The following is a 23395-nucleotide window of genomic DNA, read 5'->3' as shown; positions in this document are numbered from 1 at the left end:
TCCCTCACCAGGAATCAGAAGTACTCACAACTGATCGTGAACAAACAGATTCTGACGTCGGCCCACATGCGGCCGTCAAGGCCGCGGAAAGCACTTTCTGCCCCGGGCGTCCCGGAGGCCCTGCGGCCCGTGCGCCGAGGGGGCCCCGCGAGCCCGGTGGTTCGGGTCCGCGCGGAGCGCGGACGCACTAGGCTGGGCCCAGGTGACGCGCTGTTCACCGTGGGTGTGCGCAATGGAGTGGCGACGATGAGTCCGGTCAACCCGCACGACGATGCCGCGGCGCGCGCCGTCGTCGACGACTCCGGCACGCTGCGGGAGTGGAGCGAGGGCGCGCGTCTGCTGCTCGGCCACCCGGCCGCGGACGTCGTGGGTCGTCCCGCCGCCGAGCTGCTGGCCGACGGGTCCGACGGCCCGGTGCCCGGCCCCGGGACCGAGCGCTGGAACGGGACGCTGGCCCTGCGGCACCGCGAGGGGCACACGGTGTCCGTGTGGGTGCTCGCCCGCCACAGGCCGCCCGAGGCCGGCGGTCCGGGCACGTGGCTGGTCGTCACCCCTCTGGACAGCGGTCCCGAACAGCCGGACGACCCGCTGGTCAGAGCCGCCCTGACCCAGTCGCCCTGCGCCACGATGATCTTCGACGACCGGCTCCGGATCCGCGGCGTCAACGACGCCATGGCGCGCCTCTTCGAGCTCCCCGCGGACCGCGTCCGCGGCCTGCGGGCCACCGACCTCGGAGGCCGGACGCGGGCCGCGGAGCTCGAGGAGCACATGCGGCGCGTACTCGCCACCGGCCGGGGCCACGACATGCACACCCACCTCAAGGCCCCCGGCGAGAGCCGCGCCCACGCCTGGCTCGCCCGCGTCGCCCCGCTCACCGGCTCCGACGGCGAGGTGCGCGGTGTCTGCGTGAGCGCCCACGACTTCACCGAGCAGCACCTCGCCCGGGAACGACTCCAGCTGGTCAACGAGGCCAGCGTCCGCATCGGCACCACCCTCGACGTCACCCGCACCGCGCAGGAGCTGGCCGACGTGTGCGTCCCGGCGCTCGCCGACTTCGTCAGCGTCGACCTGCTGGACCCGCAGGAACACGGTGACGACCCCGTCACCACGCCGGCGCCGCCGATAGCCCTGCGCCGGGCCGCCCATCAGTCGGTCAACCCGGGCTGCCCGGAGGCGGTGGCCGAACCGGGCCGCCTCGACGTGTATCCGGAAGCGTCGCCGCAGGCCCGGTGCCTGGCCGCGGGGCACGCGATCGTCGCCCAGGTGCCCTCCGGCGACCTCGAGCGGTGGCGGGAGTGGGACCCCGTCCGGGTCGGACGGGTCGAGGAGTACGGCATCCACTCCACGATGTCCGTGCCGCTGCAGGCCCGCGGCACCACCCTGGGGATCGCGGTCTTCACCCGGTTCCGCCACCCCTACGCGTTCACGCACGACGACGTGCTGCTGGCCGAGGAGGTCAGCGCCCGCGCCGCGGTCTGCATCGACAACGCCCGCCGCTACTCCCGCGAGCGCGAGACGACCCTGATGCTGCAGCGCAGCCTGCTCCCCCGGTGGCTGCCGCCCACCGCCGCGCTGGAGGCGGCCTCCCGCTATCTCCCGGCGGCCCGTTCCGGGGTGGGCGGCGACTGGTTCGACATCATCCCCCTGTCCGGGATGCGGGTCGCGCTGGTCGTCGGGGACGTCGTCGGCCACGGCATCCAGGCATCGGCCACCATGGGCCGGCTGCGGACCGCCGTGCGCACCCTCGCCGACATCGACCTGACCCCCGAGGAGCTGCTCACCCACCTGGACGACCTGGTCGTCCGGCTGTCGGAGGAGTCCGGCGGCGACGGCACGGGCGAGGTCGGCGCCACCTGTCTGTACGCGGTGTACGACCCGGTCTCCCGGCACTTCGCCCTCGCCCGGGCCGGGCACCCGCCGCCCGTGCTGGTCCCGCCGGACGGCCCGCCCCGCCGGCTCGAGCTGCCCTCCGGTCCGCCGCTCGGCGTGGGCGGCCTGCCCTTCGAGTCCGCCGAGCTGGAACTGCGCGAGGGCAGCGTGCTCGCGTTCTACACCGACGGACTGGTCAAGAGCCGCGACCGCGACGCCGACACCGGTCAGGCGCTGCTGTGCGAGGCCCTGGCCGCCCCCGCCGGCTCGCTGGACGCGGCCTGCGACCGGGTGCTGCACGCCCTGCTGCCGAACGGCGGCGCCACCGACGACGTGGCGCTGCTGCTGGCCCGCACCCGGGGACTGCCCCCCGGCCAGGTGGCCACCTGGGACATTCCCGCCGACCCGTCACTGGTCGCCCCCATCCGCAAGCAGGTCGTCGACCAGTTGTCCGCCTGGGCGCTGCTGGAGGCGTCCTTCACCGCCGAACTGGTGGTGAGCGAGCTGGTCACCAACGCCATCCGGTACGGCTCGTCGCCCATCCGGCTGCGGCTGATCCACGACAGGACCACGCTGATCTGCGAGGTCTCCGACACCAGCCACACCGCGCCGCACCTGCGCCGGGCCAAGACCTGGGACGAGGGCGGGCGCGGTCTGCTGCTGGTGGCCCAGCTCACCCAGCGCTGGGGCAGCCGGCACACCGCGGAGGGCAAGACGATCTGGGCGGAGCTGGCCCTGCTCGAGGACGAGTGACCCCCGGTTTCCGGACCCGTGACACGGGACACTCGAAGGCAGGGCGTGCCGTCCGGCACCCGTGCCGGGCCGTGCGCGACGAACCTCACGGGAGTGTGGAGAAGCGATGGCGAAGACGTCCCAGCCCGTAGGCCGGACGGCCCTGCTGGCGAGCGCGGTCGCGGTGCTCGGCATGCTGACCGCCTGCGGAACCGACAGCGGCACGGCGAGCACGGCGCAGTCCGGCCGGGCCGAGCACTCGGCCGGTGCGACCAGCAGCGGCGCGCTTCCGGACCGGGGTGCCGACGGCGGACCGACGGCCGGCCCGGGCCGGGGCACCGACGGCGCGCCCACGGCCGGAACCGTGCCCACCGACACCGCCGGTTCCGCGTCCGCCTCCGCCCGCACCGACGGCCGCTGCCACACCTCCGAGCTGCGCGCGTCGGTCGGCCGCGTCGACCCCGGGGCCGGCCAGCGCAACTTCCCCCTCGTGCTGACCAACACCTCGGAGCGCACCTGCACCCTGTACGGCTATCCGGGTGCCGCCTTCGTGGACGCGTCCGGCAAGCAGCTGGGTCCGGACCCGGAGCGTGCCCCCGCGTCGCCGGGGACGGTCACGCTGTCTCCGGGCGGCAGCGCGTGGGCCGGGCTGTCGTTCTCCAGCCCGCAGATCAGCGGCGCCCGCACGGCGACCCCGGCGGAGCTGCTCGTCACCCCGCCGGACGAGCGGGAGCCGATCGAGGTGACGTGGACGGCCGGTGAGGTCCCGGTGGGCGGCAACGAGTCGTCGGTGTCCGTCACCGCCCTGGCCCCCGGGACGGGCCCCTGAGCGCCCGGACGCCCCGCGGTCAGTGACCGGCGATCGGGTGCGGCGCGTACGGCCGCTCCAGCTCCTCGACCTCCTTGTCGGTGAGGGTGAGTTCGACCGCCGCCACGGCGTCCTCGAGGTGCCGCGGCTTGGCGGCGCCGATGATGGGCGCGGTCACCGTGTCCTGGTGCAGCAGCCAGGCGAGGGCCACCTGGGCGCGCGGCACGCCGCGCTCCTGCGCGATGCGGGTGACGGCCTCGACGACGGCGCGGTCGCCCTCCTGGTAGAGCGTGCTGCCGAAGGCGTCGGTGGCGCTGCGCCCGGTCTGCGCCCCCCAGTCCCGGGTGAGGCGGCCGCGGGCCAGCGGGCTCCAGGGCAGCACGCCGACGCCCTGGTCCGCGCAGAGCGGCAGCATCTCGCGCTCCTCCTCGCGGTAGAGGAGGTTGTAGTGGTTCTGCATGGAGACGAACTTGGTCCAGCCGTGCCGCTCGGCGGTGTACTGCATCTTGGAGAACTGCCAGGCGTACATCGAACTGGCCCCGATGTAGCGCACCTTGCCCGCCTTCACCAGGTCGTGGAGCGCCTCCATCGTCTCCTCGACCGGCGTGTGCGGGTCGAAGCGGTGGATCTGGTAGAGGTCGACGTAGTCGGTGCCCAGGCGGCGCAGGCTGTGGTCGATCTCGCTCATGACGGCCTTGCGGGACAGTCCGGCGCCGTTGGGCCCGGGCCGCATCCGGCCGTGCACCTTGGTCGCGAGCACGATCTCGTCCCGGCGGGCGAAGTCCGCGAGCGCCTTGCCGACGATCTCCTCGCTGGTGCCGTCGGAGTAGACGTTGGCGGTGTCGAAGAAGGTCACGCCGGCCTCCAGCGCCTGCCGGATCAGCGGACGCGAGGCCTCCTCGTCGAGGGTCCACTCGTGCGCGCCGCGGTCGGGCACGCCGTAGGTCATGCACCCCAGACAGATCCGCGAGACGTCCAGGCCCGTCGAACCGAGCTTCACGTACTGCATCGTTGCTGCTCCTGCCTTCCGGATCGGTACCAGGCGAGCGTACGTCCTCGTGCGGGCCCGGATCCGGCGCGGGTCAGGGCCCCTCGATCAGGTCGAGGACCCGCTCCCAGCCGAACTCCCGGCGGCTGCCGTCCGTTTCGGCCTGCCCCGCGTACGGGTCGCCGAAGCGCACCCCCATCCCGCGCAGCCTCTCCAGGCTGTCCCGGTAGGCGGGGTGGGCGGCCAGCGCGTCGGCCACGCAGGGCAGGGCGGCGACGGGGACGCCGAGGCCGCACGCCTCGCACAGGGTGGCCACGGCGAGGGTGTCGGCCAGACCGGCGGCCCACTTGTTGACCGTGTTGAAGGTGGCGGGCGCGACCACGACGGCGTCGGGCGCCGGGAAGGGGCGCGGGTCGTCCGGCCGGCGCCAGGCCGAGCGGACCGGACGGCCGGTCCGCGCCTCGACGGCGGCGGCGTCGAAGAAGCCGTTCATGGCGACCGGGGTGGCGAGGACGCCGACCTCCCAGCCGCGTTCCTGCGCGGCGGTGATCAGCCTGCCGACGCCAAAGGCCACCCCGGCGGCGCAGACGACGACGTAGAGGAAGGGCTTCTCGGTGCTTCGGGCCGCTCGGGTCACGCCGGAACCCTACTCAACCGGCCGGCCGGGCCTACCGCAGGGGGAAGGACAGTCCCCGCTCCGCCTCGGGCCGCGGGCCGCGGATGCGGCGGTCCGCCTCCTCGATGGGGACGTCGTCGATGCTCGCCTCCCGCCGCGTCATCAGGCCGTGCTCGTCGAACTCCCACAGTTCGTTGCCGTAGGAGCGCCACCACTGCCCCTCGGTGTCGCGCGACTCGTACTGGAAGCGGACGGCGATGCGGTTGCCGTCGAAGGCCCACAGGTCCTTGCGCAGCGCGTACTCGCGCTCGCGCGCCCACTTGGCGGTCAGGAACTCGACGATGGCGGCCCGGCCCGTGAGGAAGGTGTCGCGGTTGCGCCAGACCGAGTCCTCGGAGTAGGCGAGCGCGACCTTGTGGGGGTCGCGGGTGTTCCAGGCGTCCTCGGCCGCCTGGACCTTCCGGGCGGCGGTCTCACGGCTGAACGGTGGCAGGGGCGGGCGGTCGGTGGACATGGCGGACCCTCCGTCGACAGACCGGAGAACGGTCGTTCTCCACTGTGCCTGTTACGGTAGGAGAACGATCGTTCTCACGTCAAGGAAGAGGCCCTTCATGGACAGCGAGGCCGCCCGTGAACGGGCGCTGGACGCCGCGGAGCGGCTCTTCTACGGGCGGGGCGTCCAGGCCGTCGGCATGGACGACGTCCGCGGCGCCTCGGGGGTCTCCCTCAAGCGCCTCTACCAGCTGTTCCCGGCGAAGGAGCAGTTGGTGCTGGCGTACCTGGAGCGGCGCGACGTGCGCTGGCGGGGCCGGCTGGCGCGGTACGTCGACCGGCACGAGGGCGCGGTCCCCCGGATCCTGGCCGTCTTCGACTGGCTCGCGCAGTGGTTCGCCGAGCCGGACTTCCGCGGCTGCGCGTGGCTGAACGCGTACGGCGAGCTGGGCGCCGGCTCGCCCCGGGTCGCGGAGCACGTGCGGGCGCACAAGCGGGCGTTCCGGGAGTTCCTCGACGGTCTGGCGGCCGAGGCGGGCCTGTCCGCCGCGGTGGGCGCGCAGTTGTTCCTGCTGGCCGAGGGCGCCATGACGACGGCGGGCCTCACGGGCGGCCCGGAGCCCGCACAGGAGGCACGGGAAGCCGCCCGGATGCTCCTGACGGCCGCCGGGGCGGGCGCGCCGGCGCCGTGACCGCGCTGCCTTCCGGCTCCGCGCCGGGCACCGCGTGTCGCGCGGACGTCGGCGGTCCACGGCCGGGATGCGGTATGGATGGAGCGTGCACCGGCCGGTGTCGGACCGCGGTGCCAGTCAGCCGTACGACGCGACGATGGGACGGAAACCATGCCTCTTGAGGGCGAGTACGAACCCAGCCCGACGCAGTGGGTGCGCGAGCAGGTGGAGCTCTACGAGAGCTCCGGCGGCACGCAGGGGACGACCCTCCTGGACACGGGCCTGCCCGTGATCGTGCTGACCACGCGGGGCGCCCGCAGCGGCAAGATCCGCAAGACGCCGCTGATGCGCGTCGAGCACGAGGGCCGCTACGCGGTGGTCGCCTCCCTGGGCGGGGCGCCCGATCACCCCGTCTGGTACCACAACGTCAAGGCCGATCCCCACGTGGAGCTCCAGGACGGCCCGGTGAAGCAGGACATGACGGCCCGTGAGGTCACCGGCGCGGAGAAGGCCGAGTGGTGGGAGCGGGCCGTCGCGGCGTTCCCGACGTACGCCGAGTACCAGGAGAAGACCGACCGGGAGATCCCGGTCTTCGTGCTGGAACCGGCCGGCGGGAGCTGATCCCGGACCGGACGGGAAAGTCCCGGATCCGCGTGCATGGCCCGGCTGACGCCGGGCACACGTGGGTCAGGCCCCGCCGCGTTCCCCCGTCGCGGCGGGGCTTTCCGCTGCCTCGCGCGCGGTCCGGTCGGTGACGTCGAGGAAGATCTGCCGGGCCTCGGGGACGGTGTGCGCGATGGACCTCTTGATGCGCACGGACACCTCCTCCACCCGCTCGCTGTCCAGACCGGGCACCAGGTCGATGCGGGCGGCCACCAACGTGGAGTCGAGGCCCGTCTTCATGGTGAACAGCGCCTCGACGCTGTCGATCTCCGGCTGGGCGCGGAGCAGCGCGCAGATGCGGCCGCTCGCCTCCGGGTCCGCGGCCTCGCCGATCAGCTGGTCGCGGGCCTCGCGGCCCAGCCGGTAGGCCACGTACACGAGCAGCGCGCCGATGGCGAGCGAGGCGCAGGCCTCCCAGACCACTTGTCCGGTGACCATGTGCAGGACCATGCCGATCATGGCGAGGGTGACGCCGAGCACCGCGGTGCCGTCCTCGGCGACGACCGTGCGCAGGGCCGGGTCGCGCATCCCGGCGGCGGCACCGCCCTGGCGGCGCACCTGGTGCAGCGCCCGCAGCAGCGAGGCCCCCTCGGCGAGCAGGGCGACGCCGAGCACGATCAGCCCGGCCACGTACCCGCTCAGTTCCTCCTCGGCTCCCGTCCGGAGGGCCTCGACGCCCTGGAAGACCGAGAAGCAGCCGCCCATGACGAAGATTCCGACGGCCGCCAGCAGGGACCAGAAGAATCGCTCCTTGCCGTAGCCGAAGGGGTGGCGACGGTCGGCGGGGCGGCGGCTGCGGCGCAGCGCGGCGAGGAGGAAGACCTCGTTCAGACTGTCGGCCACCGAGTGCGCGGCCTCCGACAGCAGGGCGGGGGACCCCGCGAGGAAGCCGCCGACCGCCTTGGCGACCGCGATCACCAGGTTGGCCGCCAGGGCGACCAGCACGGTGACCCGCGTCCTGCGGTCCGCCTTGCCGGCGGGCCCGCCGGCCCCGTCCTCCTCTCCGTCGGTCCGTTCGTTCGCTGTCCTGTTCGAGGTTGTCCGGCTCACGATTCGCCGGTTGCCCCCTGCGGGCCGGGCTCACACCCCTCTTGTGGGTGGCCCGCCCGTGCCGACGGCCGAAAACGGGGAACGCGTTACCAGGATCCACCGACGACAGGGAGGTACGTCCCATGAGCGGCGACGACGGGACGCCCGGCAACAGCGGTTACGGCAGGAAGGCGTTCAAGCGCTCCAAGAGCCACTTCGCCGACCGGATCACCGCGGACGGCCGGGACGGCTGGCCGGTGGCGGTCGGCCGCTACCGACTGGTGGTCAGCCGCGCCTGTCCGTGGGCGAGCCGGGCCCTGGTCTCCCGGCGGCTGCTCGGCCTGGAGGACGCCCTGTCCCTGGCGGTCGCCGATCCGATCCAGGACGACCGCAGCTGGCGGTTCACCCTGGACCCGGACGGCCGCGACCCGGTCCTCGGCATCCGCCACCTCAGCGAGGCCTACGACGAACGGGAGACCGGCTACCCGGGCGGGGTGAGCGTGCCGGCGATCGTGGACGTGCCCAGCAGGAAACTGGTGACCAACGACTACCAGCAGATCACCCTGGACTTCGCGACCGAGTGGACGTCCCTGCACCGGCCGGGCGCGCCCGACCTGTATCCGCACGCCCTGCGCGACGAGATCGACGAGGTGATGGCGGACGTCTACCAGGACGTCAACAACGGTGTGTACCGGGCGGGCTTCGCCACCGGCCAGGAGGAGTACGAGGCCGCCTGCTCGGGCGTGTTCCGCCGCCTGGAGCAGCTGACGCCCCGGCTGGAGCGGCAGCGCTATCTGGTCGGGGACACCATCACGGAGGCGGACATCCGGCTGTTCACCACGCTGGTGCGCTTCGACGCCGTCTACCACGGCCACTTCAAGTGCAACCGCTGGAAGCTGGCGGAGAACCCGGTGCTGTGGGCCTACGTCCGCGACCTGTTCCAGACGCCCGGCTTCGGCGACACCGTCGACTTCGACCACATCAAGCGCCACTACTACCGGGTCCACACCGGCATCAACCCGACCGGCATCGTACCGCTGGGCCCGGACCTGTCCGGCTGGCTCGCGCCGCACCACCGGCAGGAGCTGGGCGGCCGCCCGTTCGGCGACGGCACGCCGCCCGGGCCGGTGCCCGCCGGCGAGGAGGTACCGGCGGCCGGCAGGCCCTGATCCCGCGGGCCGTGCTCGTCACGCCCCGACATCACCGAGCGAACCAGAAGGAGACCCACGTGGGCAAGAAGAAGAAGCAGAAGCTCCCCCTCGCGTACAAGCCCGTCGGCTTCGTCCTGGGCTGGGCGGGCGGCGCGCTGGCCGGGATGGCCTTCCAGAAGACGTGGAAGCTGATCCGGCACGAGGACGACGCGCCCGACGCCCTGGACCCGGACCGCGGCTGGGGCGAGATCCTCCTGGCCGCGGCGGTCCAGGGCGCCATCTTCGCCGCGGTGCGCAGTGCCGTGGACCGGACGGGCGCCAAGGCGATCGAACGGTCGACCGGGGTCTGGCCGGGCGGCGACAAGGGCGGACGGGACTGACCGGACCGGAGTCCGGCCCCTGGCCGCACCCACCGCGCCGACGGCACCCGGGCCCTGGGGCCTCAGCCCTGCTTGGGCGCCGTCGGCGGCGTGCTGCGGCGCAGGGTGAAGGAGTGGCCCGCCGGGTCGGAGAAGCCGCGCTCCTCGTGCGGGCCCGCCGCGTCCTTCGCCTCCAGCGGGCGCCCGCCGAGCCCCACGACCCCGCGCTCGGCCGCGTCCAGGTCCTCCACCACGAAGTCCAGGTGGGCCTGGAGGGAGTTCTCGGGGCGGGGCCAGCTGGGCGGGGTCGCGTTGACGTCCCGTCGGAACGCCATGCGGAAGCCTCCGGGACCCTCGATCTCGATGCGGTTGGCGGACGCGTCGGTCTCCTCCGCGCCCAGCAGGCCCTTGTAGAACTCGGCGAGCTTCTCGGGTTCGGCGCAGTCGAGCACCACGACGCCCGCGTTGACCAGTGCCATGTCTCCTCCGAAGGGTTCCGGGCACGGGGCGTCGGACCCCGCGGCCCTCTGCCTTGCGCATATCCCGGCCCGGCGGATTCAGTCGGTCACCGGCCGACGACGTGGTGCGGCGGGGCTCCTGACCACCCCTCACGAGCCGCGACGAGACGCCGGCCCGCCGGGTGCCCGCTCAGCGCGCCGACTGGAACGTCCGGCGGTACACCTGGGGCGAGACGCCGATCGACGCGTGCAGGTGCTGGCGCAGCGAGGCGCCCGTGGCGAAGCCGACCTGGCCGGCGATCCGGTCGACCGGGAGGTCGCTGGACTCCAGCAGGTGCCGGGCCCGGGCGATGCGCTGCTGGGTCAGCCAGCGGCCGGGGCTCGTGCCCACCTCGTCGTGGAAGCGCCGGGCGAAGGTGCGCAGGCTCATCCGGGCGTGCGCGGCGAGACGGGCCAGCGTCAGGGGTTCGTCGAGGTGGTCCAGGGCCCAGGCCCGGGTCGCCGCCGTGCTCGCGGCGCCCTGCTCGGGCACCGGCTGCTCGATGTACTGCGCCTGTCCGCCGTCCCGGAAGGGCGGGACCACGCAACGGCGGGCGACCTTGTTGGCCAGTTCGCTGCCGTGGTCCTCGCGCACGAGATGGAGGCAGACGTCGACGCCGGAGGCCGCGCCCGCCGAGGTGATGATGCGGCCGTCGGCCACGAAGAGGACGTCCGGGTCGAGGGGGATGTGCGGGAACATGCGCCGGAACCGGTCGGCGAGCTGCCAGTGGGTGGTCGCCCGGCGCCCGTCGAGGAGCCCGGCGGCGGCCAGGACGAAGGCGCCGGTGCAGATGGAGACGATGCGGGCGTCGGGGCGGACGCGCGCGAGGGCGGCCGTGACCTCGGGGACCGGTTCGCCGGTGACCAGGGAGGGCCGGACGGCGGGGACGACCACCGTGTCGGCCGAGTCCAGCGCCTCGGGTCCGTGGTCGGCGGTGACGGTGAAGTCCGCGTCGGTGCGCACCGGCCGGCCGTCGACGGTACAGGTGATCACCTCGTACCGGCCGTCGGCGGCGCCGAGGATCCGGCTGGGGATGCCGAGCTCGAAGGGATAGGCGCCGTCGAGTGCCAGTACCACGACCCGTTCCGTCCGCCCCGCCGGGCGCTTCGCATGTCGCATGGCACGATTCTATCGGAGCGTGGCAATCATGCCATTTCCCTGAGGGGCGGAGGACGGCAGGCTGGGTCACCATGAACGATGTGAACACGATGCGAGCCATCAGCCAGGACACCCTCGGCGGTCCCGAGGTGCTGCGCGAGGTACGGCTGGAACGCCCCGAACCGCGCCCGAACGAGGTGCTGGTGCGGGTGCGCGCCGCCGGAGTGAACCCCACCGACTGGAAGCACCGGGCGAACGGCGGCTTCCTCGGCGAGCCGCCCTTCGTCCTGGGCTGGGACGTCTCGGGCGTGGTGGAGGCGGTGGGGATCGGCGTCGCCGCGTTCCGGCCGGGCGACGAGGTCTTCGGCATGCTGTCCTACCCGTTCGGCCACGGCTCCCACGCGGAGTACGTCACGGCCCCGGCCCGCACCTTCGTCCACAAGCCCGCCGGGGTCGACCACGTCCAGGCCGGCGCGCTCCCACTGGTGTCGCTGACGGCGTGGCAGGCCCTGGTGGAGCGGGCCGGCCTGCGGGAGGGGCAGCGCGTGCTGGTCCACGCGGCCGCCGGCGGCGTGGGGCACGTGGCGGTGCAGATCGCGAAGGCCCGGGGCGCGCACGTGATCGGCACGGCGAGCGCGGGCAAGCACGAGTTCCTGCGCTCCCTCGGCGTGGACGAGACGGTGGACTACCGGGAGACGGACATCACCGAGGCCGTGAAGGACGTCGACGTCGTCCTGGACACGATCGGCGGCGAGACCTCGCTGCGGTCCCTGCGCGTGCTGCGGCCGGGCGGGATCGTGGTGTCGATCCTGCCGGTCGGTTCGGACGAGTTCTTCGAGGAGGCGGAGCGGCTCGGCGTGCGGGCGGTGCGGATGCTCGTCGACGCGGACCGGGCCGACATGCGGGAGATCGCCGGCCTGGTCGAGTCGGGCAGGCTGCGGGCCACGATCGAGAAGACGTTCCCGCTGGCCGAGGCGGCGAAGGCCCACGAGCTCGGCGAGACGGGACGCACGACGGGGAAGCTGGTCCTCGTGGTCGACTGACGGACCGCACTGTGAGAATTCGACGACATATGTCAATCGAACATGCTCAGATTCGCTCGTTCGGGGTAACTTGCGAGTGAGGTTGGGCAGTTGGGCCCCCGGAGCAGACTGGAGGCGTTGGCGTCGTGCGACAGGAATCCGCGTCGCTCACCAGACATCTGCGCGTCCGCCGCGACCGGGGGCACACGGTGCTGGAGTTCCTCGGCGAGATCGACATCGCGTCGGCCGACGAGATCGTCCCGCACCTGGACCGGGAGACGGGGCGTCCCGGCGCCCGGATCGTGCTCGATCTCGGCGGGGTCGAGTTCTTCGACTGCTCGGGACTGCGGCTGCTGTACCGGGCACGGCGCCGGGTGCTCGACGGGGGCGGCGAGGTGCACCTGGTGTGCGTCCATCCGCTGACGCTGCGCATGCTGCGGATCACCGGACTCGCGCGGCTGCTGCCCCCGCGACCGGCCCTGGCGGAGGTGCTCGGCGTCAGTCCGCCGCGACAGGAGCGCCGAACAGGGCGCTGACCGACTCGCCGTTGTGGATGCGGCGCACGGCCTCGGCCAGGGCGGGGGCGATGGACAGGACCCGCAGCTTCTCCGTGTGGCCGTCGGCCGGCACCGGGACGGTGTTGGTGCACACGATCTCCAGCACGTCGGGCTGTTCGCTGAGCCGGCCGAGCGCACCGGACGCGAACAGCCCGTGCGTGCAGGCGAGCCGGATCGTGCGCGGACCCTGCTCCCGCAGCCGGTCGAGGAGTTCCAGTACGGTGCTGCCGCCCGCGATCTCGTCGTCGAGCACGATGACGTCGCGCCCGGCGACGTCCCCGATCACGGCGCTGACGCTGACCCGGTCGTCCGCGAACCGCTGTTTGGCGCCCGCCGCCACCCGGGCGCCGAGCAACCGGGCGAACGCGGCGGCCTCCTTGGCGTTGCCGAGGTCCGGCGAGACGACCGTGGTGCGGGACAGGTCGTACCGGCGGAAGTGCGCGGCCAGTTCGCGCAGCGCGTGCAGGTGGTCGACCGGGACCGGGAAGAAGCCGTGCACCTGGGGCGAGTGCAGGGTCATGGCGAGGACCCGGCCGGCGCCCGCCGCCACCAGCAGCTCGGCGACCAGGCGCCCGCCGAGCGAGATGCGCGGCGCGTCCTTCTTGTCCGAGCGGGCGTAGGAGTAGTGCGGCAGGACGACGGTGATGCGCCCGGCCGACGCCCCGCGGGCCGCGTCACACATCAGCAGCAGCTCGACCAGGTGCTCCTGCACCGGCTTGACCAGCGGCTGGACCAGGAAGACGTCCCGCTCCCGGCAGTTGGCCCGAAGCTGCACCTCCAGGCAGTCGTTGGCGAACCGGCTGACCCGGACGGGGCTGAGGGGCACGCCCAGATGGGCACAGACCTCCTCGGCCAGCCCGGGGTGGGCACTACCGCTGAACACGGCGATGTCTCGCACGGACCGCTCCTCGCGTGATCCTGTCCGGCCGGAGTCCCAGCTTACGGAAATCCGGTTGCGGCGGCCCCGGGGGCAGGCGTCGTGACGGCGCCGTCCGTGTTCCCTCAGGCCGGGATCCCTCGCGTGCGCCGACTCCTCGACATCACCCGGTGCCCCTCCCGGCCCACGGTTCTCGAGGACTCCCGCGCGCACGCACACCCTGGACATCGGAATTCCGGCCCACGTCGACGCCGGCGGGACCAGCCCCACCGAACGGCTGCCGTGCGACCCCGGTGCCGTCGACCGGCTCGGCGGCGTCGACGCCGGTGACACCCGTACCGACGGCGGCGGGATCGAACGCCGGCGCGGCATCACCGTCCGCTCCGCGGTCGCCGCGTTCACCGCCGGCGACACCCGGGGCAACCTGATCGACACCCCCGGCCGCTCCGGCTCCACCGCCGAGGTCGAAGCACGCCCCGGAGGTCCTCGACGGCGCGGTGCCGCTGCTGTCCGCCGTCGAGGGCGTCCAGGCGCGGACGCGGGTGCTGACGCGCGCCCTGCGGCGGCCCACGCTCGTCTTCGTCAACAAGACCGACCGGGCCGGTGCCCGCGCCGGAGGCCTGCTCGCCGACGTCCGGCACCGGCTGACCCCGCACGTCGTGCCCCTGACGGAGGTCGCCGCCGGGCTCGGCGGCGCCGGTGCGCGCGTGCGGCCCTGCCGCCTGACGGGTCCGCCGGTCCGCGCCCGTACCGCCGAGGCGCTCGCCGAGGTGGACACGGGCATGCCGGCCGCGGTCGTGGACGGCCCGGAGCCGACCGCGGACGAGGTGCGCGCCGCACTCGCCGCCCGTACCGCCGACGGCTCGTCCCACCCGCTGCGCTTCGGCTCGGCACTCGGCGGCCAGGGCGTCGCGGAGCTGACCGAGGGCCTGGTCCGCCTGGTCCCGGCCCGTACGCCGAAGGCCGCTCCCGTGCCCCGCGCTGCACGGTGTTCGCCGTACGCCCGGGTCCGGGCGGTGAGCGGACCGCGTATCTGCGGCTCCACGACGGTGAGGCGGAGGTGCCGCCGGACGCGCCGGCGTCCGTGACCGCCCGCCTCGCGTCGCCGGGCGCCGACTTCGCCGGGACGACGGGGGGCGATCCCGCCCGGCTGATCACCGGCGAGCTGCCGGCCCGGCGGGTGCGGGAGGCCGAACTGCGCCTGCCGGGGCCCACGCGCGGGGAGGCGGTGTGGTCCTCCGACCCTTCCCAGGGCCGGCCGTCGAAGAGACTTGATCATCAACTCCCGTGCCTGGCGCGGGAGATGGGGGGCAAGCGGACTGGAGGAAGGAGGGCCGCCGCCATGACGACTCCCATCAGGCACCGCCCCGGACGGATGCCCGGCTGGGCCAAGGCGCTGAGTGCGATCGTGCTGGTGCTCGTCGTGCTCTTCGCGGGACTGCGGCTGAGCGTCCTGCCGGGCCTGAAGGACCTGTTCGGCTCCGAGACCCACGACCGGTCGGGACCCGCGCTGCTGAAGTCCATCCAGGACATCAGCCGTTACGAGGCCGCCTCCGGCTCCTTCCAGGTCGTCGTGGACCTGGAGAAGGACGCCAAGTTCCTGCCCGACGCGATCCGCGGCACCCGCACCCTGTACGTCGGTGCCGGCACCGTCGACGCCTACGTCGACCTCGGGAAGGTGGGCGAGGACGACGTGACGGTGGACGACGACCGCACGTCGGCCACGTTGCGGCTGCCGCACGCCGCGCTCGGCGAACCGGCTCTCGACCCCGAGCACTCGTACGCCGTCTCCAAGCGGCGGGGCCTCCTCGACCGGCTCGGCGACCTGTTCTCGGACAACCCCAACGGCGAGCAGGCCGTGCAGAAGCTCGCCGCCCGGCACATCGGAGACGCGGCGAAGGACAGCGAACTGACCGCGCGCGCCGAGGGCAACACCACGGCGATGCTCCAGGGTTTGCTGCACTCCCTCGGCTTCCAGGAGGTACGGGTGACCTACGGCTCCTGAACCGCAGGGGCCGCGCCGGGGAACGCCCCCGCATCCTCGGCGGCTTCGCGGGTAACCGCACCGGCACGCGGGGAAGTCGACGACTGGAGGACCGCATGGCTCGTGCCGTCTCACGACCGAGTTCCCTGTGGCGCCCCCGCGCCGCCAGGACGCGGGACGCCGACCGGCGCGAACGGCGCCCGCTCCCCCTGCCGCTGCGCCTGCTGGCGATGGCGTGCGCGTTCGTGTTCATGGTGGCGTTCGCGGCCGTGCTGGCCCGGCTGACCCTGCACCCCTCCCCCGCCTCGGAGGCGCTGACGCACACCAACATGCATCCCGGCCGCTCCCTGCGGGCCTATCTGGACCAGCCCGCGCTGCGCGACGCCGGGAAGCAGATCGGCGGCAACCTGCTGCTGGGCGTCCCCTTCGGCGTCCTGGTCCCGGTGGTCGCTCCGCGCACGCGCGGGGTGCTGCGGGTGCTGCTGCTGACCGCCGTGGTGATGCTGCTGGTGGAGTTCGCGCAGGGCGCCCTGGTCACCGGGCGGGCCTTCGACATCGACGACGTGATCCTCAACAGCACGGGCGCGCTGATCGGTTACCTGCTCCTGGGCCGGCGGACGAGCCGCGCGGTGCACGCGCGCCGGCCTCGCGACTGACCCCCGTCGAAGGGTCCGTGCTGGTGCGGGGGCGGCTCGCTCCCCCGCTCGGACCCCTCGGGCGCGCGGCAGCCGCAGCGGCTCCGGCCCGAGCCCCGGCCGGCAGGCCCCCGGGCGGCACGGCGAAGGATGCGAACGTCCTCCCCTCGACGGGACGGGTCCCGTCACCTTCGGAAGCCGGCTCCGGCACCGAGCCGGGGGCCGGGCCGGGGCCCGGTGCTCTCAGCCGGCGTGGAGGACCCGGAAGCGGCCGGGTTCCGCCGGGTCCCGGTCGACGACCTGGACGGGCGGCCACGTCCACTGCCAGACGCCGGTGCCCGGCGTGCGGGAGAACCGGATCCGTCCGCGGGTGCCCTCGACCTCGGCCCGTGACCAGGACGCGGCCGTGCGCGCCCGGTCCACGCCGTGCGCGCGCAGCACTTCGGCGAGGACGACGACGGCGTCGTATCCCTCGAAGGCGACGAACGAGGGCGCTTCGGCCAGCCGCTCCCGCAGCGCCGTCCCGACGCGCGTGCCGAGTGCGCCGAGGCGCTCGGGCAGATAGCGCAGGAACGGGATCCCGGCGCCGTCGTCGCCCAGCTCCGCCGCCCATCCGGCGAACTCCGGTTGTCCGGCGGGAGCGCCGACCAGGACCCGGGCGAGGCGTTCGTCCCGGCGGACGGCCCTGACGATCGGCACCGCGGGCTCCGGGTGACCGACCAGCAGCAGGAGTGCCGTCGCGCGGTGTGCGACGAGTTCGTCGCACACCGCCGCGGGTTCCAGCACGTTCATGTCGAGCTCGACGACCGTGCCGCCGTGCGGAGCGAGGTGGTCCCGCAGGATGCGGGTCCCGGACTCCCAGTACACGCTCGGCCGGGTCGCGACGGCGATCCGGCGGTGCCCCGCCTCGAGGAGGAAGTCCCCGTAGAGCCGCCAGCCGCGGGACTGCGCCGGCGGAAGACGCGCGACCCAGTCCGTCGGCCGGTCGGTGAGCGCGTCGAGAACCGCCGACGAGCACAGGAACGGCAGGCCGAGGGCGTCGGCCCTGGTGGCGGCGGCGCGGGCGGCGACGCTGTGGTACTCCCCCGCCACGGCGGCCGCGCCCAGGCCGGCCAGTTCCTCTACGGCCGCCGCGGCCCTGTCCGGGTCGCCCGCGGTGTCCCGGACCACCAGTTCGAGCGGTCGTCCGAGGATCCCGCCGACCTCGTTGACCTCGCGCGCGGCCAGTTCGAGCCCGGCGAGCAGGTGCCGTCCCGCCTCGGTCCAGCCGGGCGGGGTGAGCGGAACGAGCGCTCCGATCCTGACGTTCGTCTCGTCCCGCCGTGGCGGGCGTATCCGGGTGGTCATGGCGGACATTGCATCCACCGCCGCCGACGGCGGGCAACCGGTTATGCGTGCGCCGGGCTTCGCGGCCCGGCCCGCCCGCGCGGGCGGGCGGGCGGGCGGGAACGGGGCCCTCCCCGCCGGGTCCGCGGCCGCGGGGCCGGAGCCCGGGCCGCCGTGCGCCGGCGCGCCCGGCCCGCCGGGCACCGGCCGGCGACGACGGCGGGAGTCCGGCGACGGGCCCTAGGTGCGCGGCGTCCAGGTGAACTTGTCCCCGCCGACCCAGCGGACCACGTCGGGGTCGTCGAGGTCGTGGACCCTGATGCCGAAGGCGGCGGCGGCCTCCAGGACGTCGATGACGGTCGTCGCCTCTCCGACCACCTGTCCGTCGATCTCCACGATCCGGAACGGTGGCGTGCCCGGCTGTACCCCGAGCACGAGGATCCGCGGACTGCCGATGTGCGGGCTCGCGATTTCGGTCATGACTAGAGGGTAGGCCGCAAACCCCGGTGGCGGCCTCGTGGCCGGATCCGCGAGCGCCCGCTCAGGGGCGCCGCCAGTCGTCGCCCGTCAGGTGCGATCCGGCCATCGGGCCCATGCGGAGCATGCCGCCGTCCACGCTCCAGGACGCGCCGGTGACGTACGAGGCCTCGGGACCGGCGAGGAAGGCGATGACGGCGGCGACCTCGCGGGCGTCGCCGGGACGCCCGAGCGGCACGCCGGGGCGGTGCTCGGTGCGCGGGTCGGTGTCCTCCTGGCCGGTCATCGGGGTGGCGATCTCGCCCGGGGCCACCGCGTTCACGGTGATGCCGTGCTCGGCCAGCTCGATCGCCATGACCTGGGTGAGCAGGCCGAGGCCGCCCTTGGCCGCGCAGTACGGTGCGGCGCCCACCCGCGGCTGGTGCTCGTGCACGGACGTCACGTTGACGATCCGGCCGCCGTCGCCCTGGCGGATCATGCGCCGGGCCGCGTTCTGCCCGCACAGGAAGGGCCCGGCCAGGTCGACGTCCAGGACGTGGCGCAGGTCGTCGAGGCCGAGGTCGAGGAAGGGCGTGGCGGTGCCCGTGCCGGCGTTGTTGACCAGGACGTCGATCCGGCCGAGCCGTTCGCACAGCGCGTCCACCGTGTCGGCGGCCTCGGGCAGCAGGGTCAGGTCCACGTGGGCGACCTCGGCGCGGCGTCCGAGGGCCCGGACCTCCTCGGCGGTCCGCTCGGCGCCCTTCTCGTCGGCGTGCCAGGTGATGCCGATGTCCATGCCCGCCTCGGCCAGGCGCACGGCCGTGGCACGGCCGATCCCCGAGTCGGAACCGGTGACGACGGCCACCTTGGTGTCGGTCGGCGTGGGACTGGGCACGGTGGGCCTCCTCGTGGGCGCGAACGGTGGACGGGGCATCGCAGTACCCGGGGGCCGCGCGGGCAAACCGCCGGGACCGTCGTGCGCTCCCCGGTCCACCGGGGAACCCTGGAGGTGCCGGAGGAGGAGGCGGTGGCGGAACCCGTTCAGGCGCTGGAGCGGATCACCTTCCTGCTGGAGCGGTCGCAGGCGCCGACGTACCGGGTCCGCGCCTTCCGCACCGCGGCCCGGGTGCTCGGCGGGCTGCCCGGCGCCGAGTTGCGCGAGCGGGCGGAGGCCGGGTCGCTGGAGACCCTCGAGGGGGTCGGCCCGAAGACGGCGCAGGCGGCCCGGGAGGCGCCGGCCGGGCGGGTGCCCGGCCACCTGGAGAAGCTGGAGGACGAGGCCGGGGCCCCGCTCGCCCTCGGGGGCGAGGAGCCGCGGGCCCGGTCGCGCGGTGACCGCCACCCGCACTCCGACCGGTCGGACGGCGGCAGCCCGATCGGGGAGATGGGCCGGGCCCCGGCGGCGCTCGGGCACGGGCGGGCGGCGCCGACCGACCACTCCCCCCGGCTGACGGTGGCGCGCGGCCTGTCCCCGGAAGCGGCTGCGCGAGCAGCTGGACGCGGTGGCGGAGCTGAACGGGACGTGGGCGCCCTTCCGACTGCTGACCGGCATCTAGTGCGACATCCTCGAGGACGGCTCGCTCGACCAGGAACCGGAGCTGCTGGAGCGGCTCGACGTCGTGGTGGTCTCCGTGCACTCCAGGCTGCGGATGGACGCCCGCTCGATGACCCGTCGCGTGGTGGCCGCCGTCCACGATCCGCACGCGGACGGCCTCGGGCACCGCACCGGACGGCTCCTGACCGGGCGGGGACGGCCGGAGTCGGGCACGGCAGTGGAGATCAACAGCCGGCCGGAGCGGCTCGATCCGCCGCGGCGGCCGCTGCGCCGGGCGGCGGCGGCCGCTGTGCCGGGCGGTGGAGGCCGCTGTGCCGGGCGGTGGAGGCGGGCGTGCTGTTCTCCGTCGACACCGACGCGCACGCGCCCGGACAGCCGGACCGGCAGATCCGCGGGTGCGTGCGGGCCGAGGAGTGCGGGGTGCCCGCCGAGCGGGTGGTGACCACCTGGTCGTTCGACGAACTGCCGGCCTGGACCCGCCGGGGCCGGGTACCGGCCGGAGTGGCGGGCGGCTGACGTGGTACCCGCCGGGCTCACGCGGCGAGAAGACGACAAGCCGAGAAGCCGAGAAGCCGAGAAGAGAGGAACGGTGCATGGAACGGGCGGCCGTGTTCGACGTCGACGGAACCCTCGTCGACACCAATCATCTGCACGTGGTCACCTGGTGGGAGGCGTTCCGGCAGGCGGGCCACCGGGTGCCGATGCACGCCGTCCACCGGGCCGTGGGTCTGGCCTCCACCGACCTCATCGCCCATCTGCTGGGCGAGGACCGGGACAAGGACCAGGACGCGCAGCTGAGCGCGGCCCACAAGGCGCTGTACGGGCAGTACTTCGACCGGCTGCCGGCGTTCCCGGAGGCGGGGGAACTGCTGCGGCGCCTGGCCGGCGACGGCTGGAAGGTCGTCCTCGCCACCTCGGCGGGCGGCGCCGAGCTGGGCGCGCTGCGGCGGGCGATCGACGCCGACGACGCGATCACCGCGACCGCGAGCGCAGACGACGTCGACGCGGGCAAGCCCGCGCCGGAGCCGGTGGAGCACGCCCTGGAGCTCGCCGGGGTGCCGGCCGAGCGGGCGGTGTTCGTCGGCGACACGGTCTGGGACATGCGCGCGGGCAGCCGCGCCGGGGTGCGGTGCGTGGGTGTGCTGTGCGGGGGCCTGCCGCGGGCCGACCTGGAGGAGGCGGGCGCGGACGCGGTGTACGCGGATCCGGCCGGCCTGCTGGCCTCGCTCGCGAACAGCCCGCTCGCATGAGCCGTCCGGTCACGGGGACGCTCGGCAGCACACGGCGCGTATGACGGACGTGGAGCGCAACACCCGGCGAACGGCCGGGGACGACGACAGGAGTGTGGGGACGGGGCGCCGGCGGTGGTGGAACGCCCTGGCGCGGGCGCTGCGCGCGGTACGGCCGGTGGACTGGGCACGGCGGGAGGCCGGTGCCGTCGGGCAGGCCGTCCGGGCCGCCTGGCGGGGGCCGGGCCGGGAACGCGACCTGGTCGTCCAGTCGCTGAAGGCCGCGGGCGCGGCTCTGATCGCCTGGGCCGTGGCCGGTGTCTGGCTCGACGATCCGATGGCCCTGATGGCTCCCTGGGTGGCGGTGGTCCTCGTCCAGGCCACCGTCTACAGCTCCGTGCGCCAGGGCGCACAGCAGTTCGGGGCGATCTGCCTCGGGTCGCTGGTGGCCTCCGGGGCCCAGGCGGTCGCCGACGACACCACCGGGGCGCTGGCACTGTCCCTGCCGTTGCTGATGCTGCTCGCGAACTGGCCGCGCTTCGGTCAGCAGGGCGTCTACGCGGCCACCACGGCGGTGTTCGTCCTGGCCTCGGGGACACCGGTCTCCGAGGCCGTGGTCGGGCACCGGGTGGGGCAGGCGGCGCTCGGCGCGCTCATCGGCATCGCGGTGAACGCGTTCGTGCTGCCGCCGATCCATCTGCGGGACGTCCACGAGAACCTCGCGGCGCTGGCCCGGGACGCGGGCGACGTCCTGCACACCGTCGCGGCCGACCTGCGGGGGAACGAGTGGGACGCGCAGACCGCGGCCGGCTGGTCGAGCGAGTCCGCGCGGCTGCAGCGACGCGTGCAGGCGCTGACCTCGGCGCGGTCCTGGAGCCAGGAGAGCCTGCGGCTGACCTACGGCCCGCTGCGCGTACTGCACCGGGCGCCTCCTCCGGCTCCGCCCGAGGACGAGGACCAGCGGTGGACCCGGGTCACCGGGAACATCACGGCGCTCACCCGTGCGCTGGCGGTGGCGGCCGACGAGAACCGCACCCCCGCCATGCCCGAGGGGCCGGTGCTCGACCTGTACGCGCGTCTGCTGAAGCTGATCGGCGACTCCTGCCACGCGCAGGCCGGCCGTCTGATGGGCGGGGCGTCGGTCCCCCGCCCGGAGGACGCGAAGGACACGCAGGGCGCGGCCGGGCCGGAGGACTCGGCCGAGGCGACGGAGGAGACGATGGAGGAGCTGCACCTGCAGTTGCAGGACGGGCTGCGGAAGCACGCCGGGCAGGGCGCCGCGCAGGCGTCGGTGCTGGGTGCGCTGCTGCTCCAGGCCGAGAACCTGTGGGCCGAGGTCGGTCCCGAGCCCCGGGACCAGTGACGCGGATCACCCCAGAACAGGACAGACGGTGGAACACCGGGAGGGTGTCCGCCGTTGAAGAGGGCGTGGGTACGGATGGGACAGTGTCCCCGGGCCTCACCTGTAGCCCACAGGGACGATCGTTCGGCTGAAGCCCTGTGGAGCCCCTCGCCGAGAGGCGACCGCCATCCGTATCCACCACAGACCGCCCCGACCGTGATCCCCCCGTCCGGTCGGGGCTCTTCTTTGCCCGCGGCGGAGCGGGGTACCCGTGGCCTCCTATCCGGCAGGCGGACGGGAGGAGCACGAGGTGAGCAGTACGACGGGCAGCAGGATCGTGGTCACGGGCGCGACCGGCAACGTGGGCACCAGCGTGGTGAGGCTCCTCTCGGAGGATCCGGAGGTCGGTTCGATCCTGGGACTGGCCCGGCGGATCCCCGAGTGGTCGCCCCCGAAGACGGAGTGGGCGGCCGTCGACCTGGCCTCCGAGCAGGCCGACACGGCCGCTCGTTTCGCGGGTGCCGACGCGGTGATCCACCTGGCGTGGGCGTTCCAGCCGACGCACGACCCCGCGACGACCTGGCGCACGAACGTCCTCGGCTCCCTGCGGGTCTTCGAGGCGGTGGCCGCGGCCGGGGTGCCGACGCTGGTGCACGCCTCGTCGGTCGGCGCGTACTCGCCGGGGCCGAAGGACCGTGCCGTGGACGAGTCGTGGCCGACGCACGGCTGGCCGGACGCGGCGTACTGCCGGGAGAAGGCCTACCTGGAGCGGGCCCTGGACGTCTTCGAACGCGACCACCCGGGCGTCCGGGTGGTGCGGATGCGTCCGGCCTTCCTCTTCAAGCGGGAGTCGGCGAGCGAGCAGCGCCGGATCTTCGGCGGCAAGTTCCTGCCCGGGCCGCTGGCCCGTCCGGAGCTGCTGCCGTTCCTGCCGGACGTCCCCGGGCTGCGGGTGCAGGCGCTGCACACCGACGACGCGGCGGGCGCCTACCGGCTGGCGGTGCGCACGCAGGACGCCCGGGGCCCGTACAACCTGGCGGCCGACCCGCCGGTCGACGCGGAGCTGCTGGGCGAGATGACCGGGGCCCGTCCGGTGCGGCTGCCCCGTACGGCGGCCCGTTCGGCGATCGCCGCCGCCTGGGGGCTGCATCTGCTGCCGGCGTCCCCGCACCTGTTCGACGCGGTGCTGCGGCTCCCGCTGATGGACTGCACGCGGGCGCGCGCGGAGCTCGGCTGGCGCCCGGTGCGCACGGCGACGGAGGTGCTGGAGGAGTTCCTGCGGGGCTTCCGGGAGGGCGCGGGCGCGGCGACGGAACCGCTGCGGGGACGCAAGGTCGGCTGAGCACCGGGCGCGGGGGGGGGGGGGGGGGGGGGGGGGGGGGGGTGTGGGGGGGGGGGGGGGGGGCTGGGGTGTGGGGGGTTCTCCTTCACACCCCCT

The 23395-nt window shown here is 74.4% G+C and carries 23 protein-coding genes and 2 pseudogenes; 15 read left to right on the top strand and 10 right to left on the bottom strand.

What is annotated here, in order from left to right; genetic code table 11:
* The first annotated feature begins 246 nt into the window (after nucleotides 1-246).
* Together ACZ4V6_RS25120 and ACZ4V6_RS25115 are read left to right on the top strand one after the other, a co-directional pair.
* Nucleotides 247-2622, top strand: a complete 2376-nt coding sequence (locus ACZ4V6_RS25120) for a SpoIIE family protein phosphatase (protein ID WP_467831349.1) — start codon at nucleotides 247-249, stop codon at nucleotides 2620-2622.
* 106 nt (nucleotides 2623-2728) lie between these two features.
* Nucleotides 2729-3430 (top strand): DUF4232 domain-containing protein, encoded by a 702-nt coding sequence (locus ACZ4V6_RS25115; RefSeq protein ID WP_467831347.1) that lies wholly within the window; start codon nucleotides 2729-2731, stop codon nucleotides 3428-3430.
* Between the two features lie 19 nt (nucleotides 3431-3449).
* Here ACZ4V6_RS25115 and ACZ4V6_RS25110 read toward each other — a convergent pair whose 3' ends face one another.
* From ACZ4V6_RS25110 to ACZ4V6_RS25100, 3 genes are all read right to left on the bottom strand, one after another.
* On the bottom strand, nucleotides 3450-4418 hold the full coding sequence (locus ACZ4V6_RS25110; protein WP_467831344.1) for an aldo/keto reductase: 969 nt from the start codon (nucleotides 4416-4418) through the stop codon (nucleotides 3450-3452).
* A gap of 73 nt (nucleotides 4419-4491) precedes the next feature.
* Nucleotides 4492-5034 (bottom strand): flavoprotein, encoded by a 543-nt coding sequence (locus ACZ4V6_RS25105; RefSeq protein ID WP_467831341.1) that lies wholly within the window; start codon nucleotides 5032-5034, stop codon nucleotides 4492-4494.
* A 31-nt stretch (nucleotides 5035-5065) separates the two neighbouring features.
* The gene (locus ACZ4V6_RS25100) at nucleotides 5066-5527 is read right to left on the bottom strand and encodes a nuclear transport factor 2 family protein (RefSeq protein WP_077797172.1); all 462 of its coding nucleotides are present in this window, start codon (nucleotides 5525-5527) and stop codon (nucleotides 5066-5068) included.
* Nucleotides 5528-5624: 97 nt separating this feature from the next.
* Between ACZ4V6_RS25100 and ACZ4V6_RS25095 the strand changes: the two genes are divergently transcribed.
* Nucleotides 5625-6197 (top strand): TetR/AcrR family transcriptional regulator, encoded by a 573-nt coding sequence (locus ACZ4V6_RS25095; protein ID WP_467831338.1) that lies wholly within the window; start codon nucleotides 5625-5627, stop codon nucleotides 6195-6197.
* A 150-nt stretch (nucleotides 6198-6347) separates the two neighbouring features.
* Nucleotides 6348-6797, top strand: a complete 450-nt coding sequence (locus ACZ4V6_RS25090) for a nitroreductase family deazaflavin-dependent oxidoreductase (protein WP_467831336.1) — start codon at nucleotides 6348-6350, stop codon at nucleotides 6795-6797.
* 66 nt (nucleotides 6798-6863) lie between these two features.
* On the opposite strand, the gene ACZ4V6_RS25085 is transcribed toward ACZ4V6_RS25090, so the two are convergent.
* A complete protein-coding gene (locus tag ACZ4V6_RS25085) occupies nucleotides 6864-7784 on the bottom strand; it encodes a cation diffusion facilitator family transporter (RefSeq protein ID WP_467831592.1) in 921 nt (306 codons plus the stop codon).
* A 227-nt stretch (nucleotides 7785-8011) separates the two neighbouring features.
* On the opposite strand from ACZ4V6_RS25085, the gene ACZ4V6_RS25080 reads away from it, so the two are divergent.
* Entirely contained in the window at nucleotides 8012-9037 is a 1026-nt protein-coding gene (locus ACZ4V6_RS25080; RefSeq protein WP_467831333.1) for a glutathione S-transferase family protein, read from the top strand.
* Nucleotides 9038-9096: 59 nt separating this feature from the next.
* Entirely contained in the window at nucleotides 9097-9399 is a 303-nt protein-coding gene (locus ACZ4V6_RS25075) for a DUF4235 domain-containing protein (protein ID WP_467831330.1), read from the top strand.
* Between the two features lie 62 nt (nucleotides 9400-9461).
* Here the strand turns inward: ACZ4V6_RS25075 and ACZ4V6_RS25070 are convergent, their stop codons facing one another.
* Together ACZ4V6_RS25070 and ACZ4V6_RS25065 are read right to left on the bottom strand one after the other, a co-directional pair.
* A complete protein-coding gene (locus ACZ4V6_RS25070; protein ID WP_467831327.1) occupies nucleotides 9462-9857 on the bottom strand; it encodes a VOC family protein in 396 nt (131 codons plus the stop codon).
* 169 nt (nucleotides 9858-10026) lie between these two features.
* Nucleotides 10027-10995, bottom strand: coding sequence for a GlxA family transcriptional regulator (locus ACZ4V6_RS25065; protein WP_467831324.1), 969 nt, complete (start codon nucleotides 10993-10995; stop codon nucleotides 10027-10029).
* A 71-nt stretch (nucleotides 10996-11066) separates the two neighbouring features.
* On the opposite strand from ACZ4V6_RS25065, the gene ACZ4V6_RS25060 reads away from it, so the two are divergent.
* On the top strand, nucleotides 11067-12017 hold the full coding sequence (locus ACZ4V6_RS25060) for an NADP-dependent oxidoreductase (RefSeq protein WP_467831321.1): 951 nt from the start codon (nucleotides 11067-11069) through the stop codon (nucleotides 12015-12017).
* 125 nt (nucleotides 12018-12142) lie between these two features.
* Nucleotides 12143-12532 carry an anti-sigma factor antagonist gene (locus ACZ4V6_RS25055; RefSeq protein WP_467831318.1) on the top strand — a complete coding sequence of 130 codons (390 nt, stop codon included), beginning with the start codon at nucleotides 12143-12145 and terminating at the stop codon, nucleotides 12530-12532.
* On the opposite strand, the gene ACZ4V6_RS25050 is transcribed toward ACZ4V6_RS25055, so the two are convergent.
* Nucleotides 12495-13451, bottom strand: a complete 957-nt coding sequence (locus ACZ4V6_RS25050; protein WP_467831316.1) for a ribose-phosphate diphosphokinase — start codon at nucleotides 13449-13451, stop codon at nucleotides 12495-12497. The two genes, ACZ4V6_RS25055 and ACZ4V6_RS25050, sit on opposite strands and share 38 nt — an antisense overlap.
* A 199-nt stretch (nucleotides 13452-13650) precedes the next feature.
* Between ACZ4V6_RS25050 and ACZ4V6_RS25045 the strand changes: the two are divergent.
* The 3 genes and pseudogenes from ACZ4V6_RS25045 to ACZ4V6_RS25035 form a co-directional block, all read left to right on the top strand.
* Nucleotides 13651-14484 (top strand): annotated as a pseudogene (locus ACZ4V6_RS25045) (GTP-binding protein); the annotation flags it as partial.
* A 288-nt stretch (nucleotides 14485-14772) separates the two neighbouring features.
* Entirely contained in the window at nucleotides 14773-15435 is a 663-nt protein-coding gene (locus ACZ4V6_RS25040; RefSeq protein ID WP_467831589.1) for a DUF4230 domain-containing protein, read from the top strand.
* Nucleotides 15436-15530: 95 nt separating this feature from the next.
* On the top strand, nucleotides 15531-16070 hold the full coding sequence (locus ACZ4V6_RS25035) for a VanZ family protein (RefSeq protein WP_467831314.1): 540 nt from the start codon (nucleotides 15531-15533) through the stop codon (nucleotides 16068-16070).
* A 222-nt stretch (nucleotides 16071-16292) separates the two neighbouring features.
* Here the strand turns inward: ACZ4V6_RS25035 and ACZ4V6_RS25030 are convergent, their stop codons facing one another.
* The 3 genes from ACZ4V6_RS25030 to ACZ4V6_RS25020 all read right to left on the bottom strand — a co-directional run bounded on the left by ACZ4V6_RS25030 (nucleotide 16293) and on the right by ACZ4V6_RS25020 (nucleotide 18765).
* Nucleotides 16293-17405 carry an ABC transporter substrate-binding protein gene (locus tag ACZ4V6_RS25030; protein ID WP_467831311.1) on the bottom strand — a complete coding sequence of 371 codons (1113 nt, stop codon included), beginning with the start codon at nucleotides 17403-17405 and terminating at the stop codon, nucleotides 16293-16295.
* Between the two features lie 210 nt (nucleotides 17406-17615).
* Nucleotides 17616-17855 (bottom strand): hypothetical protein, encoded by a 240-nt coding sequence (locus ACZ4V6_RS25025; protein WP_467831309.1) that lies wholly within the window; start codon nucleotides 17853-17855, stop codon nucleotides 17616-17618.
* Between the two features lie 61 nt (nucleotides 17856-17916).
* Entirely contained in the window at nucleotides 17917-18765 is an 849-nt protein-coding gene (locus ACZ4V6_RS25020) for an SDR family oxidoreductase (protein WP_467831306.1), read from the bottom strand.
* Nucleotides 18766-18858: 93 nt separating this feature from the next.
* Here ACZ4V6_RS25020 and ACZ4V6_RS25015 point away from each other — a divergent pair.
* The 4 genes and pseudogenes from ACZ4V6_RS25015 (at nucleotide 18859) to ACZ4V6_RS25000 (ending at nucleotide 23299) form a co-directional block, all read left to right on the top strand.
* Nucleotides 18859-19902 (top strand): annotated as a pseudogene (locus tag ACZ4V6_RS25015) (PHP domain-containing protein).
* Nucleotides 19903-19979: 77 nt separating this feature from the next.
* Nucleotides 19980-20636, top strand: a complete 657-nt coding sequence (locus ACZ4V6_RS25010; RefSeq protein ID WP_467831304.1) for an HAD family hydrolase — start codon at nucleotides 19980-19982, stop codon at nucleotides 20634-20636.
* Nucleotides 20637-20676: 40 nt separating this feature from the next.
* Entirely contained in the window at nucleotides 20677-21978 is a 1302-nt protein-coding gene (locus tag ACZ4V6_RS25005) for an FUSC family protein (RefSeq protein ID WP_467831301.1), read from the top strand.
* Between the two features lie 289 nt (nucleotides 21979-22267).
* Nucleotides 22268-23299 carry an SDR family oxidoreductase gene (locus ACZ4V6_RS25000; RefSeq protein ID WP_467831298.1) on the top strand — a complete coding sequence of 344 codons (1032 nt, stop codon included), beginning with the start codon at nucleotides 22268-22270 and terminating at the stop codon, nucleotides 23297-23299.
* Nucleotides 23300-23395: the final 96 nt, after the last annotated feature.

Source organism: Streptomyces sp. NPDC029152, from assembly GCF_055564355.1.
This window is presented reverse-complemented; position numbering and strand designations above follow the sequence as displayed.

Excerpts from the sequence above, each read along its gene's own strand:
- ACZ4V6_RS25005 (WP_467831301.1), top strand. The coding sequence starts at position 20,677 with ATGACGGACGTGGAGCGCAACACCCGGCGAACGGCCGGGGACGACGAC.
- ACZ4V6_RS25110 (WP_467831344.1), bottom strand. The coding sequence starts at position 4,418 with ATGCAGTACGTGAAGCTCGGTTCGACGGGCCTGGACGTCTCGCGGATC.
- ACZ4V6_RS25080 (WP_467831333.1), top strand. The coding sequence starts at position 8,012 with ATGAGCGGCGACGACGGGACGCCCGGCAACAGCGGTTACGGCAGGAAG.
- ACZ4V6_RS25030 (WP_467831311.1), bottom strand. The coding sequence starts at position 17,405 with ATGTCCGCCATGACCACCCGGATACGCCCGCCACGGCGGGACGAGACG.
- ACZ4V6_RS25100 (WP_077797172.1), bottom strand. The coding sequence starts at position 5,527 with ATGTCCACCGACCGCCCGCCCCTGCCACCGTTCAGCCGTGAGACCGCC.
- ACZ4V6_RS25120 (WP_467831349.1), top strand. The coding sequence starts at position 247 with ATGAGTCCGGTCAACCCGCACGACGATGCCGCGGCGCGCGCCGTCGTC.
- ACZ4V6_RS25040 (WP_467831589.1), top strand. The coding sequence starts at position 14,773 with ATGACGACTCCCATCAGGCACCGCCCCGGACGGATGCCCGGCTGGGCC.
- ACZ4V6_RS25025 (WP_467831309.1), bottom strand. The coding sequence starts at position 17,855 with ATGACCGAAATCGCGAGCCCGCACATCGGCAGTCCGCGGATCCTCGTG.
- ACZ4V6_RS25020 (WP_467831306.1), bottom strand. The coding sequence starts at position 18,765 with ATGCCCCGTCCACCGTTCGCGCCCACGAGGAGGCCCACCGTGCCCAGT.
- ACZ4V6_RS25115 (WP_467831347.1), top strand. The coding sequence starts at position 2,729 with ATGGCGAAGACGTCCCAGCCCGTAGGCCGGACGGCCCTGCTGGCGAGC.
- ACZ4V6_RS25065 (WP_467831324.1), bottom strand. The coding sequence starts at position 10,995 with ATGCGACATGCGAAGCGCCCGGCGGGGCGGACGGAACGGGTCGTGGTA.
- ACZ4V6_RS25060 (WP_467831321.1), top strand. The coding sequence starts at position 11,067 with ATGAACGATGTGAACACGATGCGAGCCATCAGCCAGGACACCCTCGGC.
- ACZ4V6_RS25010 (WP_467831304.1), top strand. The coding sequence starts at position 19,980 with ATGGAACGGGCGGCCGTGTTCGACGTCGACGGAACCCTCGTCGACACC.
- ACZ4V6_RS25070 (WP_467831327.1), bottom strand. The coding sequence starts at position 9,857 with ATGGCACTGGTCAACGCGGGCGTCGTGGTGCTCGACTGCGCCGAACCC.
- ACZ4V6_RS25090 (WP_467831336.1), top strand. The coding sequence starts at position 6,348 with ATGCCTCTTGAGGGCGAGTACGAACCCAGCCCGACGCAGTGGGTGCGC.
- ACZ4V6_RS25035 (WP_467831314.1), top strand. The coding sequence starts at position 15,531 with ATGGCTCGTGCCGTCTCACGACCGAGTTCCCTGTGGCGCCCCCGCGCC.
- ACZ4V6_RS25095 (WP_467831338.1), top strand. The coding sequence starts at position 5,625 with ATGGACAGCGAGGCCGCCCGTGAACGGGCGCTGGACGCCGCGGAGCGG.